This window comes from Acinetobacter sp. CY81 (assembly GCF_059515925.1).
Genome location: NZ_JCAKNC010000010.1, coordinates 1 through 16,827, shown reverse-complemented (window position 1 = coordinate 16,827; position 16,827 = coordinate 1). Strand labels below are relative to the sequence as shown.

Genomic DNA, 16,827 nt, shown 5'->3' with positions numbered 1-16,827 from the left:
AGGCATAATGCGATTTGTCACCTATGATCAAATATGCAAATCCAACCCTTCTATGAGGATTTTTACTGATGGCAAAAAATGCGAGCACACCCGGTCGTCGCTTTATGAAACTTGCTGGTATGACTGCAAGTATCGCAAGCAAAACCGTATCCAATAAAATTCGCAATTTTAATGCCGATGAAGATCAAAAAAATGAAGCACGGAGTAAGCTTTTTCAAGATATTGGTATTCAAATCGCTGACACTTTAGGGGAAATGAAAGGTGCAGTGATGAAAGTGGGACAAATTGCATCCCAATATAAAGATATTTTTCCACCTGAAGTTGCCAAGGCAATTGCAAAATTACAGCGCCAAGCACCTGCGATGCCTTTTGCTCAAATCAAACTACAAGTCGAAAAAGAACTGGGCAAACCGCTCGAACAAATTTTCAAACATTTTGATGAACAACCATTTGCAGCAGCATCTATTGGACAAGTCCATAAAGCGACCTTACCGAATGGCAAAGAAGTAGTAGTTAAAGTCCAATATCCTGGAGTAGATGAAGCCTGTGAAAGCGACCTTAAACAAGTCCGTTTAGCATTACGTTTAATGGGTGTATTGAAAGTAGATCGTAAGTTACAAGATCGTATTTTCCAAGAGATTCAAGACAGCTTGCATGAAGAACTCAATTACGAGATTGAAGCTCAAAACTTACAAGTGTTTAAAACCTTTCATGAAAAACTTGACCCCAAAATCATTATCCCAAATGTATTTACAGACTATTCAAGCAGCAGAATCTTAACGCTGAGTTTGGAGAAAGGTGAAAATATTGAAACTGCAAGTACATGGGATCTGCAAACACGTAATGAAATGGGGCGTCGTTTAGTCCGAGCTTTAGGGCAACAGATGTTTTATTTAAAACGCTTCCACTGTGACCCTCACCCAGGCAATTTTGCTTTTCGCGAAGATGGTAGCGTGATCATTTATGATTTTGGTGGTGTGAAAACCCTCTCGATTGACATCGTAGAACGATTTAAAACGTTAGTACGCGCTGGGCGAAAAAATGACATTGCAACCATTGAAGAACATTTAACAACTTTAGATGCATTATCTGAAAAAGGTGTTTTTCCAGAAGAGCTTTATCATGAATGGTTAGAAGTACTGCTTCGCCCCTTAACAACACAATATGATTTTGCTGAAAATTCTGCACATCATGATGGTGTAAAACTGGTGAAAAAATCCCTTAAATATTGGGATACTTTCAAACCATCTCCAGACACTTTAATGGTGAACCGAACGATTTCAGGTCAATATTGGAATCTGATTCATTTAAAGGTAAATGATAATCTGAATGATTTGTTCGAAGAGTTTGTACCTACCCTCAATAAGTAAGCAACACTGAGAATTAACATTTCGCATACTCTAGTTACAGAAATCATGCTTGATTAATATTTAATGTTATATTATAACATAACTATATTTCAATAATGTGATTCAACTGGAGGGTTCTCTCATGCGTACTGATATTCATCCCCAATATCAAGATGTCCTTTTTCACGACACGAATGCAGATGTGTACTTTGTGATTGGAAGTACTCTTCAGCCTCAACAGACTAAAGAGTATCAGGGTAAAACTTACCCTTACATGACGCTTGATATTTCAAGCGCTTCGCACCCTTTCTATACAGGTGAAATGCGTCAGACTAGCAATGACGGTCGTATTGCGAGCTTTAATAAACGGTTTGGGCGCTTTAAACGTTAAGCTCACAACGATATTTAAAGCTACGCTTTATTCACGTTCATTCGTTTGATAGATTTCTAATTTTAAGCTCCTCATTGAAGTCTAAGTGCGCTCCAGATCCTTAGGCTTCTTTTTTATTTTGCAGAAATCATCCAATGCGTCATGTAATATCCTACGCCAAGTACCAAAATCCCGATGATCAAACTTGAGATCGCATATAGACCTGCAAGCATAATTTGATCGTGGCGTAATAATTGAAAAGTTTCTAAACCAAAACTAGAAAAAGTCGTAAATCCGCTCAATATTCCAACCATTAAAAATAAACGTGCTTCATTTTGTAAAATTGGATATTTCATACTCATCGCAAAAAATATCCCTGCGAATAAGCAACCAACAATATTGATTATCCAAGTTGCCCATGGGAATCCTGCATGCAAAGGTGTAATGAATAAACCCACGCCATAACGTAAACTTGCACCAATTGCTCCACCACATGCTACAAGTAACCAGTTCATAGTTAGCCTTCAAATATTGTTAATGCATTAATAAAAAAACATTACTAAATTGTTCAAATCATCTACAGATCAATAGGATAATTCGTTAAAATATCTTCGAATTTTTAATCATCACATTTGCTTAAAGACCAAATGTAGCCACAAAGGAAACACCCATGGCTCAGACATTATTAGCACAACTTGCTCAAGGCGAAGTAAAATTTTCAGACGTTTTGGCATTTATTGAAGCTGGATATACACATACACCTACAGCCTTTAAAAATGGTCAACAAACCAATGCTGCAACTGAGAACCAAGGTAGCGCTAAAGTATTTTCTTTTGCACAGTTGAATGGTTTAAACAAAGAACAAACTCTTTCATTATTTGCTGAACACTATACGTCTGTGCTCAATACGCCAGAAGCTTCAGATCATCAAAATATTCGTCAATTTATGCTCAATGGTTGGGATGGCATTCAATTTGATGGAACTGCCTTAACAGCAAAATAATGGATTAGTGAATTAACTAATTTTCAAAGTCTTACACAAAAAAAATGATTAAAGAGCCACGCTTAAAAGCGTTTAATCGAACGCTTTTAAGGCCATTGATCATGCTGCGGTAAACCATCACAAATCGTTTCCCAACTTGCTTTATCTGCAACAAAAATATGTCGGGTTGGTTTTTGCGAAATGATCGAATCCAAAGTCCCTAACCTTAAACGATAAAACTCAGGAGCTGAGGCTTTAATGCCAATAATTGGGGAACCACATTCCTGACAAAAACATCGTTGTGTTGTTTCAGAGGATTGAAACGTTTTTAATAAATGCTCACCTTGAGTGAATTTAAAATCTTTAATTCGCACAGGTGCATTGGTGGCAAAAGCTGTTCCATTTGATTTACGACACCGCTGACAATGACAGTGAAGAATTTCTCCAATTTCGCCATGAATTTCATAGCGAATTGCACCACATAAACAACGTCCTGAGTATTTTTGCTGTGTCATTTTATTGTTCTAGCAAGACCAATTCGAATAAGACTAACACAACAATAAGTTCATTTTTAATACAATTTAGGAATTATTTTGCGTTAAAAATTCATGTACACCCTCTGCAGCAGCACGCCCTGTAGCAAAACAAGCTGTAAGCAAATAACCACCTGTAGGTGCATCCCAATCCAACATTTCCCCACAGCAAAATATATGTGGATTCGATTTGAGTTGAAGTTGTGGAGTTAACACCGATTGTTTAATACCACCTGCACAGCTAATTGCTTCCTCAATCGGTCTAAAACCATCAAGCGGAACTATTAAATGTTTAATCTGAGTCGCTAAACTGAAAGGATCATTCCAGAGACTTTTTGGAACCAACTCTCGGACTAAAATGGCTTTGGTTTGATCTAAACCTGCTTTACGCCAAACATTACTTGAGCTTTGTTTTTTGCTGGGTTTCAGCTTATCTGCAAGTTGTTCAATACTCAGATCCGGTAATAAGTCTAAGATGATTTGCATATAATTGTGCTCAGACTGCAAGGTTTTAAGTTGCTCTCTTAAAGCTCGACCCTGCTTATAGATTAGACCACTTTCTAATCCATAATGACTAATGATGATATCACCAGCTGATTTCGTTCCGCCCTCAACCCAAGCTTCAACACGTTTTAAAGGCTGGCCGAATACTGGTTGCATAAATGAAGACCATGAACGTTCCACACCCGCATTGCTGGCTTGAAAAAGCTCAATTTCACCCTCTTTGAGCCACTGTTGCCATGCGCCATCACTGCCTAACTGTGACCATGAAACAGCACCACACGCCAATACAATCACATCAAACTTTTCAGATTTTTTTTGATCATTTTTATGGTCAAAAATCTCTAAATAATTCTCTTCAAGCTTTAGAATTTGATGACGGTAATGGAATTTAACCTGTTGCTCTAAAAGTCGTTTCAGCCATGCACGTAATAATGGTGCTGCCTTCATCTCAATCGGGAAAATACGTCCTGAAGTACCTACATAAGACTCAATACCTAAATCCGTCATCCATTGCTGAATCCATTCCGCATCCCATTTTTTCACCCAGGGTGCTAACCAATCCGCATGATCATAACGTTGAATAAACTGATCGACAGCTTCAGCATGAGAAATATTCAAACCTGTCTTACCAGCCATCAAAAACTTGCGAGCAGCGGATGGCTTTTGTTCAAATACATGAATATCGTATTCATACTGACTGAGTAGCTCAGCAGCCATCAACCCCGCAGGACCTGCGCCGACAATTGCAATACGGGGTTTAGTCATGTTTTGTTTCAACAGAATTTTTATCTATTTGTGAATTTTGACCTTGCAAAGGCTGAAAATCATCAAACCGAGTTATATAACCTTCAGGTTTGGAAATAATTAATTGTTGGCATAATTCGCCACGCTCTAAGTACTTCACTTCAAAATGAGTTCGCGCTGAAGTTGCAGGAATCACTTCTTTCACGAAAGGCAACTTCCAAACGTTAATCAATTGTTGTTCAGCTTCAGCAATATACTCTGGAATATTACTGGCTAATGTGACTGTGCCGTGTTGATCTAATCTTGAAATTAAGAACTCAAAAAAAGGCATATTCAACCAACGCTGTGCTGGATTGTGTGGTTCTGGATTTGGATACAAAATAAAAAACTGTTGAACTTGTTTCGGATGTAATGCATGTACCACCCAAGGCAAAGCATCCGCATGAATTGGATTCAGGTTTGTCTGACCTTCAATTTCATGTTGTTTTTGCATCGCCAAGAACTTCTCACGCGTCCGTTCGATTGCAATCAGATTGTGCTGAGGATTTTGAGCACTAAACAACAATGCATGTTTACCTTTCCCTGCTCCAATTTCAATACAAATTGGATGATTTGGAATCACTTTAAAATCACGTGGGGCATGCATACGCTGTGCTTGAAATTGACGAATCGGCATAATCAGATCAAACTAAGGAAATCGGCATAAGTCTAGCAATTCTGAGTGAATTTGACTAATTGTTCAGTTCCCTAACACTTCTACTGGAGCCCATCATGACTCAGACCTTTCCTTGCCCTCGTTGTGGTCAGCCTAGCTTTTGGACTGACAATGAATTTCGTCCATTTTGTTCAGATCGTTGTAAATTGATCGATTTAGGTGCATGGGCAAATGATGAATATACACTTCCAACAGAAGATTCACCTCAGGCAGATCAAGATTCTTATCTCGAATGACTTTCCCAAAGATAAATCGAATTCCTTCTAAGGATATGAAAATTCAGCAATAACTCATATATATTCAGCATAAATATAGTATGACTTTACCTTTTAATTATGTTAATGTGACTCATGTCACAAAATAACAACAGAAAAGGTGTGTCATGTTTTTCGATATTTTTCTTTTATGTTTAACCTTCGTGTTATTCATTTTAGGGGCAATTTTTGCGATCTCTGCAGTTTTCTATTTAGATTTTAGTTTACTGATAGTCGCTGGTCTTTTTATTGTTGCTGGAATTTTACTCCGCTTAGAGCACTTAGAAATTGGGACTGATCTTCCCCTTTAGAAAATATCAGTCCTTTATCTTTTTTATAAACTGTTAACCAGCTTTACCAGCAACAAATGGATTGTATTTTTTTTCATGTCCAATCGTACTGATTGGACCATGTCCCGAAATAAATTGGGTCTCATCAGGTAAACTAAAACATTCACGATGAATCGAATCAATCAACTGCTGATGGTTACCTCTTGGGAAATCAGTCCGTCCAATTGATTCTTTAAATAACACATCACCTGTCCACAATACGCCATTATTTTCATTATAAAAAATCACATGGCCTGGTGTATGTCCTGGTGCAAAACGTACTTCAAACTTTTCATTACCAAGTTCAAGCACTTCTCCACCTTCAAGCCATTGATTCCCCACAACAGGTTCAGGGATTGGAAAACCATAGCGCGCAGAAACCTCTTGAATCATATCCAACCAAAAAGCATCTTCTTTATGCGGGCCAATCACCGGAACATTCCATAATTTAGTCAATGCACCGACTGCTCCAGCATGGTCCAAATGCCCATGAGTTAACCAAAGCGCTATCACGATTAATCCAAGTTCTTCTACTTCTTTTTGAAGCTTTTCAGGCTCTCCGCCCGCATCAATCAGCACAGCCTCTTTGCTTTCCGAATCCCAGACAATTGAACAGTTTTGAGCAAAGGCTGTTACAGGAACAATTTTCACTTGAAGCATAGTTTTACCTAATATTAAAAATTCGAATTAAAAAAATTAATTTAGTGCGCTAAAGTAATTTTAAGCGCATCTAGCTGTGCATGAATAAAGGAGCTGAGCATTTCAATATGATCAAGATTTGCATTCAAAGCAGGAATATAGGCATAGGTTTCACCACCATGACCTAAAAATAATTCTCGATTTTCTACAGCCAACTCTTCAAGTGTTTCCAAACAGTCAGCAGAAAATGCGGGACTAAGCACTTGAACGGATTTAACACCTTGTTCTGCCCAGTCCTTTAAAATCTGATCAGTATATGGTTTAACCCATTCCTGTTTGCCAAAACGTGATTGAAAACTAATTGCCCACTGCTGATCAGTCAATCCTAATTTGTCTGCCACTTTCTGAGCAGTGATACGACAGCGATCGGCATAAGGATCACCCTTATCTGCATAAGTCTGTGGAATGCCATGAAATGACATTAGCAACTTTTCAGCTTGACCATGTACTTTTTGGTAGTCCAATACACTTTGTGCAACAGCTTCGATAAATGCAGGATGCTGGTAATAATCTCGAATAATACTAAGACCTGGTAAATTCCTTTGGGTAAGTACCCATTTTGAAACTGCATCATACAATGGTGCTGAAGATGTAGCAGAATACTGTGGAAACAAAGGAAATAGAATCAGATGATCCTGAGGATTCAAACTGATTTTATCTAAAGCACCATGAATACTCGGATTGCCATAAGTCATAGCTGGTACGATATTAAGTTCAAAATCCTGATTATTTTCAATTAACTTTGCTTGAATCAATTCAACTTGCTTGAATAGAATCTCACGCATCGGAGAATCAGATGTCCAAACTGAAGCGTAGGCTTCTGAAACTCGTTTAGGGCGAAAGGGCAAAACAAAAGCATGTAAAATGACTTTCCATAACAACGATGGAATTTCAATAACACGCTGATCAGATAAAAATTCTTTTAAAAATTGACGAACCGCTGGAACTGTAGGGGCATCGGGAGTCCCCAAATTAGCGACAATCACAGTAACCTTAGGCTTTGGCTGAGTCATTCTCTTCCACATCAGTATTCAATAATTCTGAAAATACTTTATCAGACAATTGAGCAAACGACAGGAATAAAATCAAATTTATATGATTCGAGAATGTCTTTCCATTAAGGCATTATTTTTTAAAATCATTGCTGATTTATCGGTGACTTTCCACAGCAATCTTTGACGGTCATCACGTCCAACAGGAACGATCCATTCATTTTGACGCATTTGCTGTTTAATAATATGTAAAGAGCGAACATTAATTTGAGCACGAGAAATCGCATGGGTTCTTGGCATCTGCTTTTGCGCATCCGCCAAACCACTTTCATTTAAATATTGATTCATCACCTTAGAAAAATTTTCTTCAGGTGTCGCTTCAACAAAATCAGAGGAAAGAACTTTAAATAGTTCGCCCCATGACATTTCACGAATAACATTCAAATCTTTAAAATTGCCATCTTGGTAGGCATGCATTCGATAATCGAAACTGAAGCTATCTTTCATATTGACGCGAGGTAAAGATAAAAATGGATCAACCTCTCCATTAATCTTCCCCATTTTCGCTTGAGCCAATTCCGACTTCAAACGATCAATCTCATCTTGTAAAGATTGAATGCTTTGAGGACGCACCCACCCCAATACCGGATAACGTTCTAACATTTGCGGCATTTGTGAGCGAATTGCCAACTCTAATTCACGAGGAGTTTTATAAGGAATAACTTGTTCAATTTCTTTTTGAATTTGGTGCCTAAAATCATTAAATCGATCTTTAAGGTCTTGACGTGTTTCTTGGAGTTCTGGATCTCGAGCAGTAGGATTATCATGCATTAACACAATAATGGGTTTTTGTTTGGTCACCGCATAAATATATTCAAGGTGCATATAACTCACACCTGAAACAGATTGTTCACCGTATTGGCTACCAAGAAGCAAAAGAACGTAATCACAATCGTCTATTTGACGTCGTGCAAAAGCGGTACTCAATGGAGTTCTCTGTTCTAATCCCCAAGAGAAATACCCCATACCGATCAGTGTCTGAGACACAACCATTCTTTCGGGCTGCATCTCTTTACCAGAGGTTATAATAAAAACTTGGTAACGCTTGTCGAGCATAGCTTAACCCGTTCCTTTGTATAACTTTATATCTAACCTTTCATCATTTCTCAAAGGTTACACTACCCAATTGTTCTTTATTCTATTTTCCACCTTGTATGCTGAACGAATTAGTTGAATTTTTCAACTATATTTTCAACCGTCCACGAGATTTCTGAATCAATTAAGCATTTGATTATTGGTTTTAATTCTTTTGCATTTTGTCCACTGACAAAACATGCTAAACGAGGTTGATCCATTTCAAATTGATTCGAAACCAAATCATTTTTAATTAAAATTCGAGAAGTCTGTCGAGCAACAGCAAATCCGGAATCAACTAAGCTTAATTTATCGCCATACACATGCTGAATCGCATCTTTTAAAAAGGGATAATGCGTACAGCCCAACACCAAAAAATCCACGCCATGATCAACAATTGGATCTAGAAGTTGCTGAAGGAGTTGATGGCTTTCCTGTGAATTTTGCTGTCCCGATTCCACTAATGGCACCAAATCTAAACACGTCACTGTAGAAACATTTACCCCTAAAGGTTCAGCAAAGTTTTTGATGACGTCTTTAATCAACTTACCACGAAAAGTCGCTGGTGTCGCCAATACTGCCACAGACTTGGATTGAGTTTGTAAAACCGCAGGCTTTAAGGCTGGCACTAAACCAACAATTGGGAATTTCTCCCCATAATGTTCCCGCAAGTGATCTAGACTAAATGCAGAGGCCGTATTACATGCCACCACTGCCACTTTACAGCCTTGGCGATACAACCACTCAACAGCATGTGCCGTTAATTCACGAATATTCTGATCATCCCGTGGACCATATGGAACGTTAGCAGTATCGGCATAATATAAAATACGTTCCTGTGGCAAATAACGTGCGATCTCAAGTGCCACCGACAACCCTCCTATACCCGAATCAAAAATACCAATCGGTGCATTTTGCTTTGCATGTGGCATTGGTTCATTCATCGGCATATGAGGTAATATTGCAGACATTCTAGCGACTACTTTTCAAATAGATAAAATGGATGAGTCAAAGCTTAAACCTCACGTTCCCAATTGCAAATTAAAATTACCACTTTTGAGCAATAAAATTGATTCACCCTGCTGATTTTCCATTAACTCCCCCATTTCAATTAAATGAAAGAAACTCGCGCGTTGAATCAGCGCATTAATCCCAAATCGAATATGAACATATGGACGTAATTCACCATCAAATTCACGCATGAAAATCGGATGCTCTTGATCAACGATCACGACATCCTGCGTAGTAGTACTAAGTTGTATATAGTTCAAACCATCAAGCTGAATCTGCTCAACACGACTTACAAATAAAGGCTCATCTTCGACTTCGATTTCAATCTGTTCAACAGGTGTCTTTAAATAGAATTTCCCACCTTCTTTCCAAAGTACCGTTGAAAATAGATCAATCATGCTTTGTCTTTTGATCAATTGACCTTCGTGCCACCATTCTCCATTGGCTTTCACCTTGAGATCCATTGCACCACAATGTTTTGGATGCCATTGATCCAAAGGGGGGATTGACCTTTTGTGACTGGATTGTGCATTTTTTAGATATTGTGAAATATTGCTTAAATTTTTATCATCAGGTACAAGAGTATTTGTTGCTTCTTTTTTAGAATCATTTTGTTTTACCATGGTTTATGCCCTGCTGACGAAAAATATAACGACTCAGCCAATTGGCTTGATCAAGGATTAAAACTATACTAGCGCAAAATATATTAAAGATTCGATCATTAATTCGTATCTAGGAATTGAGAACACTCATGGCAGCACCGATTTTGTTCTCTTAATGAACAAATAATACGGTTGCCACCCCTAACAGTATGAGGAGTCCTTTATGGAACACATCGAACGTGAATCGATGGAGTTTGACGTCGTAATTGTAGGTGCAGGCCCTGCAGGTTTATCTGCTGCAATTAAAATTCGTCAACTTGCAATTGAAAATAACCTAAACGATTTGTCCGTTTGTGTCGTCGAAAAAGGCTCTGAAGTGGGTGCGCATATCCTGTCGGGTGCTGTACTTGAACCGCGTGCAATCAATGAACTTTTTCCTGATTGGAAAGAACAAGGTGCACCTTTAAATGTGCCTGTGACTGAAGATAAAACGTTCTTCCTTCTTTCTGATACCAAATCTCAAGAAGCGCCGCATTGGATGGTGCCTAAAACCATGCACAATGAGGGCAACTATGTCATCTCTTTAGGTAACGTAGTTCGTTGGTTAGGGACAAAAGCTGAAGAATTAGAAGTTTCAATTTTCCCTGGTTTTGCTGCTGCTGAAATCCTTTACCACGAAGATGGTACGGTGAAAGGCATTCAAACAGGTGACATGGGTATTGGGAAAGATGGCGAACCGACGCACAACTTTACCCCTGGTTATGAGTTACATGCGAAATATACGATCTTTGCTGAAGGCTGTCGTGGTCACCTAGGTAAACGCCTCATTTCTCAGTTCAACCTTGACCAAGATGCTGATCCACAGCATTACGGTATTGGTATTAAAGAACTTTGGGAAATTGATCCTGCTAAACATAAAGCCGGTACTGTGATGCACGGTGCAGGTTGGCCTTTGAGTGAAACAGGTTCTTCAGGCGGTTGGTGGTTATATCATGCAGAAAATAATCAAGTGACTCTAGGTATGATCGTTGACCTTTCTTACCAAAATCCACACATGTATCCATTTATGGAAATGCAACGTTGGAAAACACATCCTCTGATCAAGCAATTCCTTGAGGGTGGTAAGCGTATTTCTTATGGTGCACGTGCTGTAGTGAAAGGTGGTTTTAATTCTTTACCTAAACTGACCTTCCCAGGTGGTTGTTTGATTGGTGATGATGCAGGTTTCTTAAACTTCGCCAAAATCAAAGGCTCTCATACTGCAATGAAGTCAGGGATGTTAGCAGGTGAAGCGGTATTTGAAGCCATTGCTGCTGGTGCAGAGAAAGGTGGTGATATCGCTGTTGCTCGTGTTACTGAAGGCGAAGACTTCTTTGTAAAAGAACTGACCGCTTATACAGACAAGTTCAACAACAGCTGGCTGAAGGAAGAGTTATACAACTCGCGTAACTTTGGCCCTGCGATGCACAAATTTGGTCAATGGATGGGTGGTGCATTTAACTTCATCGATCAAAATGTCTTTAAAGTACCATTCACCTTACATGATTTAGTGACTGACTTCGGTGCGTTGAAAACGCAAGACGTTGAGACATTTAAACCGAATTATCCAAAACCAGATGGCAAGTTAACCTTTGACCGTTTGTCTTCAGTATTTGTATCGAATACGGTGCATGAAGAGAATCAGCCTGCGCATTTGAAACTGACAGATCCATCTATTCCTGTGAATGTAAATTTACCAAAATGGGATGAGCCTGCTCAGCGTTATTGCCCTGCAGGTGTTTATGAAATCATGGAAAATGATGATGGTTCGAAGCGTTTCCAAATCAATGCAGCCAACTGTGTGCACTGTAAGACTTGTGACATTAAAGATCCTTCTCAGAATATCACCTGGGTAGTACCGGAAGGTGCTGGTGGTCCTAATTACCCTAACATGTAATTAGGTATCCCAATATGTAATCTTTTCAAGATAAAAATAAACCCGCTTAGTGCGGGTTTATTTTTTTATAAAATGCTTTAATTGAAATTTAAAAATACTAGTTATACAACTAATCACGACCACTATCAGTGATTCTCTTACTCTCCGTTTTTGCTTCCTATACTCCCTGAAACGAACAAGAGGTTAATTGAGTTTATACAGGAAGACCTACATAATAAATACCATGTACAGGTATCTTCAAATCAAAAAGAGCATTAAGCTATTCACTTAGAAAAATGTTAATAAATACTATTTACTAACAAAACTATCTATTAATTTATTTTTACAATCAATTTTTAAATAATTATCAGACCTAATAACAGCTCCATGACTTTTCCTTTCAAACACATACTTATCATCATTTATTAAAAAAACAGGTAAAAATCTATGTTCAACATATAATTTCGAAACATTATTACATAGTCTATCATTTAAATTTAATTTATATTTTATTTTAATTTTATCTTTTTCTTGAATAACCAACATTGTCTCGTCATTTGTCACAACTCGGTTCTTATACTTTATATCAGGATAGTGATACATCCCAACATCATCCATAAGCGTTAAAAATCTATTTCCGTGATACATAGATGGTGATGGAATAAACCATTTTTGATTCGTATAATTCTCTACAACAACATCAATATAAATATCATTATTTATAAATTTACCTGAAATTTTAACACTTAAAGGTAAATATGAAATTTCATTAATACTATCAACAGTTACAACTTTTAATTTTAAAAAATTATTCCTTATTTTATTTTTTTCAAATTCACTGATACTTTTTAAGTTTTCAGGGATATTTGAATTCTTCCCTCCATAGTTAATCTCATAATCTTTAGCCATAGAACCCTCCGTAAATATTATTAAAAGAATAATATTAAATAAGATCAATTTCATTTTTAAAATTATTTCCTTGAATAAAAAAACTCAAATTATCAGCATTCATTAAACTAGCACTCGGATGATTTAAAGCTAAATCTTTACAAGACATATCTCCATATGGCCCATATTGAGTACCATTAACAATTGTATATATATCATCCAAACCACCAAGGTCATAGAAATGACTTAACTCATGACATAGTGTATTCACAGCTTCTTCAGTGAAATTGTTAATTGTTAATTTAAAGGAACCTTTCCCGTTGTTTAATGTAATATCTTGCTTTACTAAGGAATACGTTAAAAAAATCGGTCTATTCAATTTAGCTTGCGGAAATACATACGCATACGTATTTTCATAATTATCACTAACACTAATGCCACTAACAAAACTCTTAAAATCTATACTTTTAAAAAATTCATTAATTTTTTTCAAAATACCAATAATATGTGTAACTGCTAAATCTAAGGTCTGAATATTATTTACTGGTGAGCTAGTATGATAGGGTTTAGGATTAACAATTACATTTAATTGATAGCCAAACCATTTCGTAAATTCATTAGATATAGGGTTTGATCTTGAAAATCTATTTTTTTTCCAAACCTCCAGTTGATTTAATCTTTCTTCAACTAAAATCTGAGAATTATTAACTATATATCTAAGATATTCAAACATCTCATCTGAACTAATAAAAGAAAAAGGACTAAAACATCGATCTAATCTTTCCAAAAAAAAGATTGGATTAAAATTCACTATACTATCAAAAGCGGGTAATGTTTTCACTTCTTCCCAGAAACAAAATTCTGAGGCATAATCAATAAAATTTTTAAATTCATTACTATTCAGCTGAGGGATTTTTATTTTTGAATTTATTTTTTTACCAGTTTTCAAAATTGCATATCTTTTTTCAATATTTTTTTTTGCCCATTCGGAGTGAGTTTCTACATACAGCCATTGTTTTTGTTTACTTGGACTTAATTTTTTTATTTTATTTTCTATATCTGCTGTGTAATCTGCATCACAAAATTCTAAAAAACTAATTTTACTCCAAGAGTTATTTCCATATAACCAGTCCATATCAGTACAAACTTTTGGATAATTATTTAAGTTTATTGTATTACTGCTTAATGTAGAAACATCAAACTCTTCGTAATTTGTATTATTTTTACCAATATATGTAACTTCATCATAATTATTTAGTATACTTTTCCCTCTTTTCTCCCTGTAAAATAACCCTCCCAGAAAACTATCAGTGTTTATCATTGTGGTTAAATCAGAATTTGTAAAATTTTGTAATCTACTTTTATTTTCTAAAAAGCTAATATTTTTACTATCACAAAAAATTTCAAAATGAATTACTCCATCCTGAGTCTTGTTATTATCTTCAATATTTTTTCCTAAGTATCCAATTAAATCACCCGATTTAATTGGAATTGGATTGCTAGATAAATCTATAACTTTATCAAATTGTATTGTGCTTAAGAAATTATTTGGATTTGACTCACTTTTAAGAAATACATAATCCAAATTATCAGCTAATGTCATATCACTTGATGATTTTTTATAAAACCTAATATTTTTCTTATTAATCCAAAGATCTAGTCCTTTAGATGCAATTTTTGCATCTAAAAAATCACCTTGATATACAGCTTTTTTCCCAAAATCTATTTTTTCTCCAATCGTTAACATTCCATTATGCGTCTTTAAAACAGCTGAATTTTGTTTCATTGAAAAAAGATAAGGAATTTTTTTGCTATTTTTTACTCCATTGCCATCAAAATAATCTGTTTTTGGCGCTAAATGCATATATAAGCTATAAAATTTATACCCTCGAAATACATTTGTAATTTCTAGATCAGTGGAATATTCAAAATTATGCTCAATGAGAATAAAACTACTAGAAAACTCTAATTGCAAAGATGAATTGTTAGGATCAGGATTGTATTTTTTGTAAGTAGAATCTATTTTATAAGCAATAATTTTACCATCAGCGATCGCCTGTACATAATTCTGACTATTTGAACCTTTCAAATGTACACCACCATGTAACATTTTATTTTTACCAATCAAAAAGTTATCTTGGCCCCCACTATTAAACATATCTTGAATAGTTAACTTTTTTGAATTGCTTATATTAGCTATTGGTGGAACGATTCTATACATTTAATTATTATCCAGAAAACCAAAATTTACCTGAGATTACTTTTTCAAGATTTAGTTCAGGTAGTGCTTTAAATTTATGTGAAACATCTTGTCTCGAAGTAAACAAATGCTGCCCCGCCTTCACCTCAAACTTCCCACTTGTAGTCGACAAGACACCGCCACTACTAATCTCAATCTGAGAACCACCTGCAATTAAAACAATTTTTTTACTCGCTTTAATTTCAATCTTGTCTTCAGTAGAAATAACCTGCACACCTTTACGTGCAATTAAATCTGCTCCATCCCCTTGAGCCTGAATTTCAACCTTCCCCTTACCTGCATAAATCCTTGCACCTTCCTGTGCTGCAAATAAGCTAATCTTAGATTGAGCATGCGTAATTAAACTTTTTTGAGTACTGTATTGAATACTATCGCCCGCATTCTCATAAATTTGCTTATCAGCAGAGAAATGAATATCTTCATTTGTTGTCAATGCGATACTATTTGGTGCAGCCAATACCATCATTGCATTTTGAAAAATCTTAAATTCAGATTCACTTTTCGCATCAGTTTTTGCTTTCGCCCCTAAGTTATCCGCAAAGCTTTGCAAACCTTTGAAACTATCCAATGGACTTTTAAAACTGTTTTGTAGCAAGCCACTGACATTCTCAATGCTATTTACATTTTGCTGAATATTTCCGAAAAGATTTTTAGCATCTTTTAACGCATTAAAAGGATTATCAGAAAATCCTTTTTGAAGACTTAAAAACTGATCTTTGTAATTTTCTACATTTTGACCAACACCTTTTACCAGCCCTTCAAATTCTTTTATGCTTTGTTTTACATCTTTAAAAGAATCATTAAACTGTTGAATTACACCTTTAACATCACCTTTAATCGATCCAACTTGATCAAAAAACCCACCTATATTCTGAAGTGCATTTAAAGGATTACTCGCTAAGCTGTCTTTAAATCCATTCACCAAATTACCAATAGCAGCAACCTTAGTGACTTCCAAACCCTTAAGAAGAGAATCCAGGCTATCGATTACCTCAAGCGGATCGGTCTGCTGATTCTTTGCCACTTCACTTAAAGCTTTAGCGTTGTTCAGACTGCTTTCGAGTTGTTGTTTAGCTTCCTTCGCATCAAGGTGCGTGCCTGTGGCTTGGTCTTGCTTGTAAGTTGACAGAAGGAGTCCTTGTCCTGCTCTAACTGCTCCCCACTGATCCGTTCTCAGCTCAAAGCCTTCACCTCGTCCATCACTCTGTTCTGTCTCTTTTGGATGACTCAGGTTACCCAGGTTAAGTTGGCTTGCCCCGTGGCTGTTTTGCAGTTGGGTACTGATTTGCCCTGTGGTGTCATCGAATCTAAGCTGTCCATAGCCTTCGCCTTGCACTTCTTTTGATCTTATTCCAGCCAGCTTTTTGGTGTCTGGCAACTGTCCTTTGATATCGAATTTGGTTGGACTGCGTTGTGCTTCGTGGATGCGTCCCACCACGAATGGGCGGTCGATGTTGCCGTCGAAGAAGTCGATCACCACAATTTCATCGATGCGGGGTAGGAAGCGTGCACCGTAGCCTTCACCTGCCCATGGGGTCAGTACATC

At 36.7% G+C, this 16,827-nt stretch carries 17 protein-coding genes; 5 read left to right on the top strand and 12 right to left on the bottom strand.

What is annotated here, in order from left to right:
• Positions 1 to 68 precede the first annotated feature (68 nt).
• Together AC5YDM_RS11405 and AC5YDM_RS11400 are read left to right on the top strand one after the other, a co-directional pair.
• Positions 69 to 1,370, top strand: a complete 1,302-nt coding sequence (locus AC5YDM_RS11405; protein ID WP_496152234.1) for an ABC1 kinase family protein — start codon at positions 69 to 71, stop codon at positions 1,368 to 1,370.
• A 121-nt stretch (positions 1,371 to 1,491) separates the two neighbouring features.
• Entirely contained in the window at positions 1,492 to 1,740 is a 249-nt protein-coding gene (locus AC5YDM_RS11400) for a type B 50S ribosomal protein L31 (RefSeq protein ID WP_496152233.1), read from the top strand.
• Positions 1,741 to 1,853: 113 nt separating this feature from the next.
• On the opposite strand, the gene crcB is transcribed toward AC5YDM_RS11400, so the two are convergent.
• Complete coding sequence (gene crcB / locus AC5YDM_RS11395; RefSeq protein ID WP_496152232.1) at positions 1,854 to 2,234, bottom strand: fluoride efflux transporter CrcB; 381 nt, start codon at positions 2,232 to 2,234, stop codon at positions 1,854 to 1,856.
• Between the two features lie 155 nt (positions 2,235 to 2,389).
• Here crcB and AC5YDM_RS11390 point away from each other — a divergent pair, with 155 nt between their 5' ends.
• Complete coding sequence (locus tag AC5YDM_RS11390; protein WP_496152231.1) at positions 2,390 to 2,722, top strand: HopJ type III effector protein; 333 nt, start codon at positions 2,390 to 2,392, stop codon at positions 2,720 to 2,722.
• Positions 2,723 to 2,808: 86 nt separating this feature from the next.
• Here AC5YDM_RS11390 and AC5YDM_RS11385 read toward each other — a convergent pair whose 3' ends face one another.
• The 3 genes from AC5YDM_RS11385 to AC5YDM_RS11375 form a co-directional block, all read right to left on the bottom strand.
• Positions 2,809 to 3,216 (bottom strand): GFA family protein, encoded by a 408-nt coding sequence (locus tag AC5YDM_RS11385; RefSeq protein WP_496152230.1) that lies wholly within the window; start codon positions 3,214 to 3,216, stop codon positions 2,809 to 2,811.
• 66 nt (positions 3,217 to 3,282) lie between these two features.
• The gene (locus AC5YDM_RS11380) at positions 3,283 to 4,503 is read right to left on the bottom strand and encodes an FAD-dependent monooxygenase (RefSeq protein WP_496152229.1); all 1,221 of its coding nucleotides are present in this window, start codon (positions 4,501 to 4,503) and stop codon (positions 3,283 to 3,285) included.
• Positions 4,496 to 5,164, bottom strand: a complete 669-nt coding sequence (locus tag AC5YDM_RS11375) for a class I SAM-dependent methyltransferase (RefSeq protein ID WP_496152312.1) — start codon at positions 5,162 to 5,164, stop codon at positions 4,496 to 4,498. Before AC5YDM_RS11375 ends, AC5YDM_RS11380 begins: the two co-directional genes overlap by 8 nt.
• Positions 5,165 to 5,253: 89 nt before the next feature.
• Here AC5YDM_RS11375 and AC5YDM_RS11370 point away from each other — a divergent pair, with 89 nt between their 5' ends.
• Positions 5,254 to 5,433 carry a DNA gyrase inhibitor YacG gene (locus AC5YDM_RS11370; RefSeq protein ID WP_496152228.1) on the top strand — a complete coding sequence of 60 codons (180 nt, stop codon included), beginning with the start codon at positions 5,254 to 5,256 and terminating at the stop codon, positions 5,431 to 5,433.
• Between the two features lie 362 nt (positions 5,434 to 5,795).
• On the opposite strand, the gene AC5YDM_RS11365 is transcribed toward AC5YDM_RS11370, so the two are convergent.
• The 5 genes from AC5YDM_RS11365 to AC5YDM_RS11345 all read right to left on the bottom strand — a co-directional run bounded on the left by AC5YDM_RS11365 (position 5,796) and on the right by AC5YDM_RS11345 (position 10,239).
• A complete protein-coding gene (locus tag AC5YDM_RS11365; protein WP_496152227.1) occupies positions 5,796 to 6,440 on the bottom strand; it encodes an MBL fold metallo-hydrolase in 645 nt (214 codons plus the stop codon).
• A gap of 41 nt (positions 6,441 to 6,481) precedes the next feature.
• Entirely contained in the window at positions 6,482 to 7,492 is a 1,011-nt protein-coding gene (gene hemH, locus AC5YDM_RS11360) for a ferrochelatase (RefSeq protein WP_496152226.1), read from the bottom strand.
• A gap of 78 nt (positions 7,493 to 7,570) precedes the next feature.
• The gene (locus AC5YDM_RS11355) at positions 7,571 to 8,587 is read right to left on the bottom strand and encodes a DUF4062 domain-containing protein (protein WP_496152225.1); all 1,017 of its coding nucleotides are present in this window, start codon (positions 8,585 to 8,587) and stop codon (positions 7,571 to 7,573) included.
• 110 nt (positions 8,588 to 8,697) lie between these two features.
• Positions 8,698 to 9,576 carry a glutamate racemase gene (gene murI, locus AC5YDM_RS11350; RefSeq protein WP_496152224.1) on the bottom strand — a complete coding sequence of 293 codons (879 nt, stop codon included), beginning with the start codon at positions 9,574 to 9,576 and terminating at the stop codon, positions 8,698 to 8,700.
• A gap of 51 nt (positions 9,577 to 9,627) precedes the next feature.
• Positions 9,628 to 10,239, bottom strand: a complete 612-nt coding sequence (locus tag AC5YDM_RS11345) for a DUF1285 domain-containing protein (protein WP_496152223.1) — start codon at positions 10,237 to 10,239, stop codon at positions 9,628 to 9,630.
• Positions 10,240 to 10,441: 202 nt separating this feature from the next.
• On the opposite strand from AC5YDM_RS11345, the gene AC5YDM_RS11340 reads away from it, so the two are divergent.
• On the top strand, positions 10,442 to 12,154 hold the full coding sequence (locus tag AC5YDM_RS11340) for an electron transfer flavoprotein-ubiquinone oxidoreductase (protein ID WP_496152222.1): 1,713 nt from the start codon (positions 10,442 to 10,444) through the stop codon (positions 12,152 to 12,154).
• Between the two features lie 288 nt (positions 12,155 to 12,442).
• Here AC5YDM_RS11340 and AC5YDM_RS11335 read toward each other — a convergent pair whose 3' ends face one another.
• From AC5YDM_RS11335 to AC5YDM_RS11325, 3 genes are all read right to left on the bottom strand, one after another.
• A complete protein-coding gene (locus AC5YDM_RS11335; protein WP_496152221.1) occupies positions 12,443 to 13,042 on the bottom strand; it encodes a hypothetical protein in 600 nt (199 codons plus the stop codon).
• Between the two features lie 34 nt (positions 13,043 to 13,076).
• The gene (locus tag AC5YDM_RS11330; protein ID WP_496152220.1) at positions 13,077 to 15,242 is read right to left on the bottom strand and encodes a M35 family metalloendopeptidase; all 2,166 of its coding nucleotides are present in this window, start codon (positions 15,240 to 15,242) and stop codon (positions 13,077 to 13,079) included.
• 7 nt (positions 15,243 to 15,249) lie between these two features.
• The coding region (locus AC5YDM_RS11325) for a DUF2345 domain-containing protein (RefSeq protein ID WP_496152219.1) at positions 15,250 to 16,827 on the bottom strand (1,578 nt) is incomplete at its 5' end.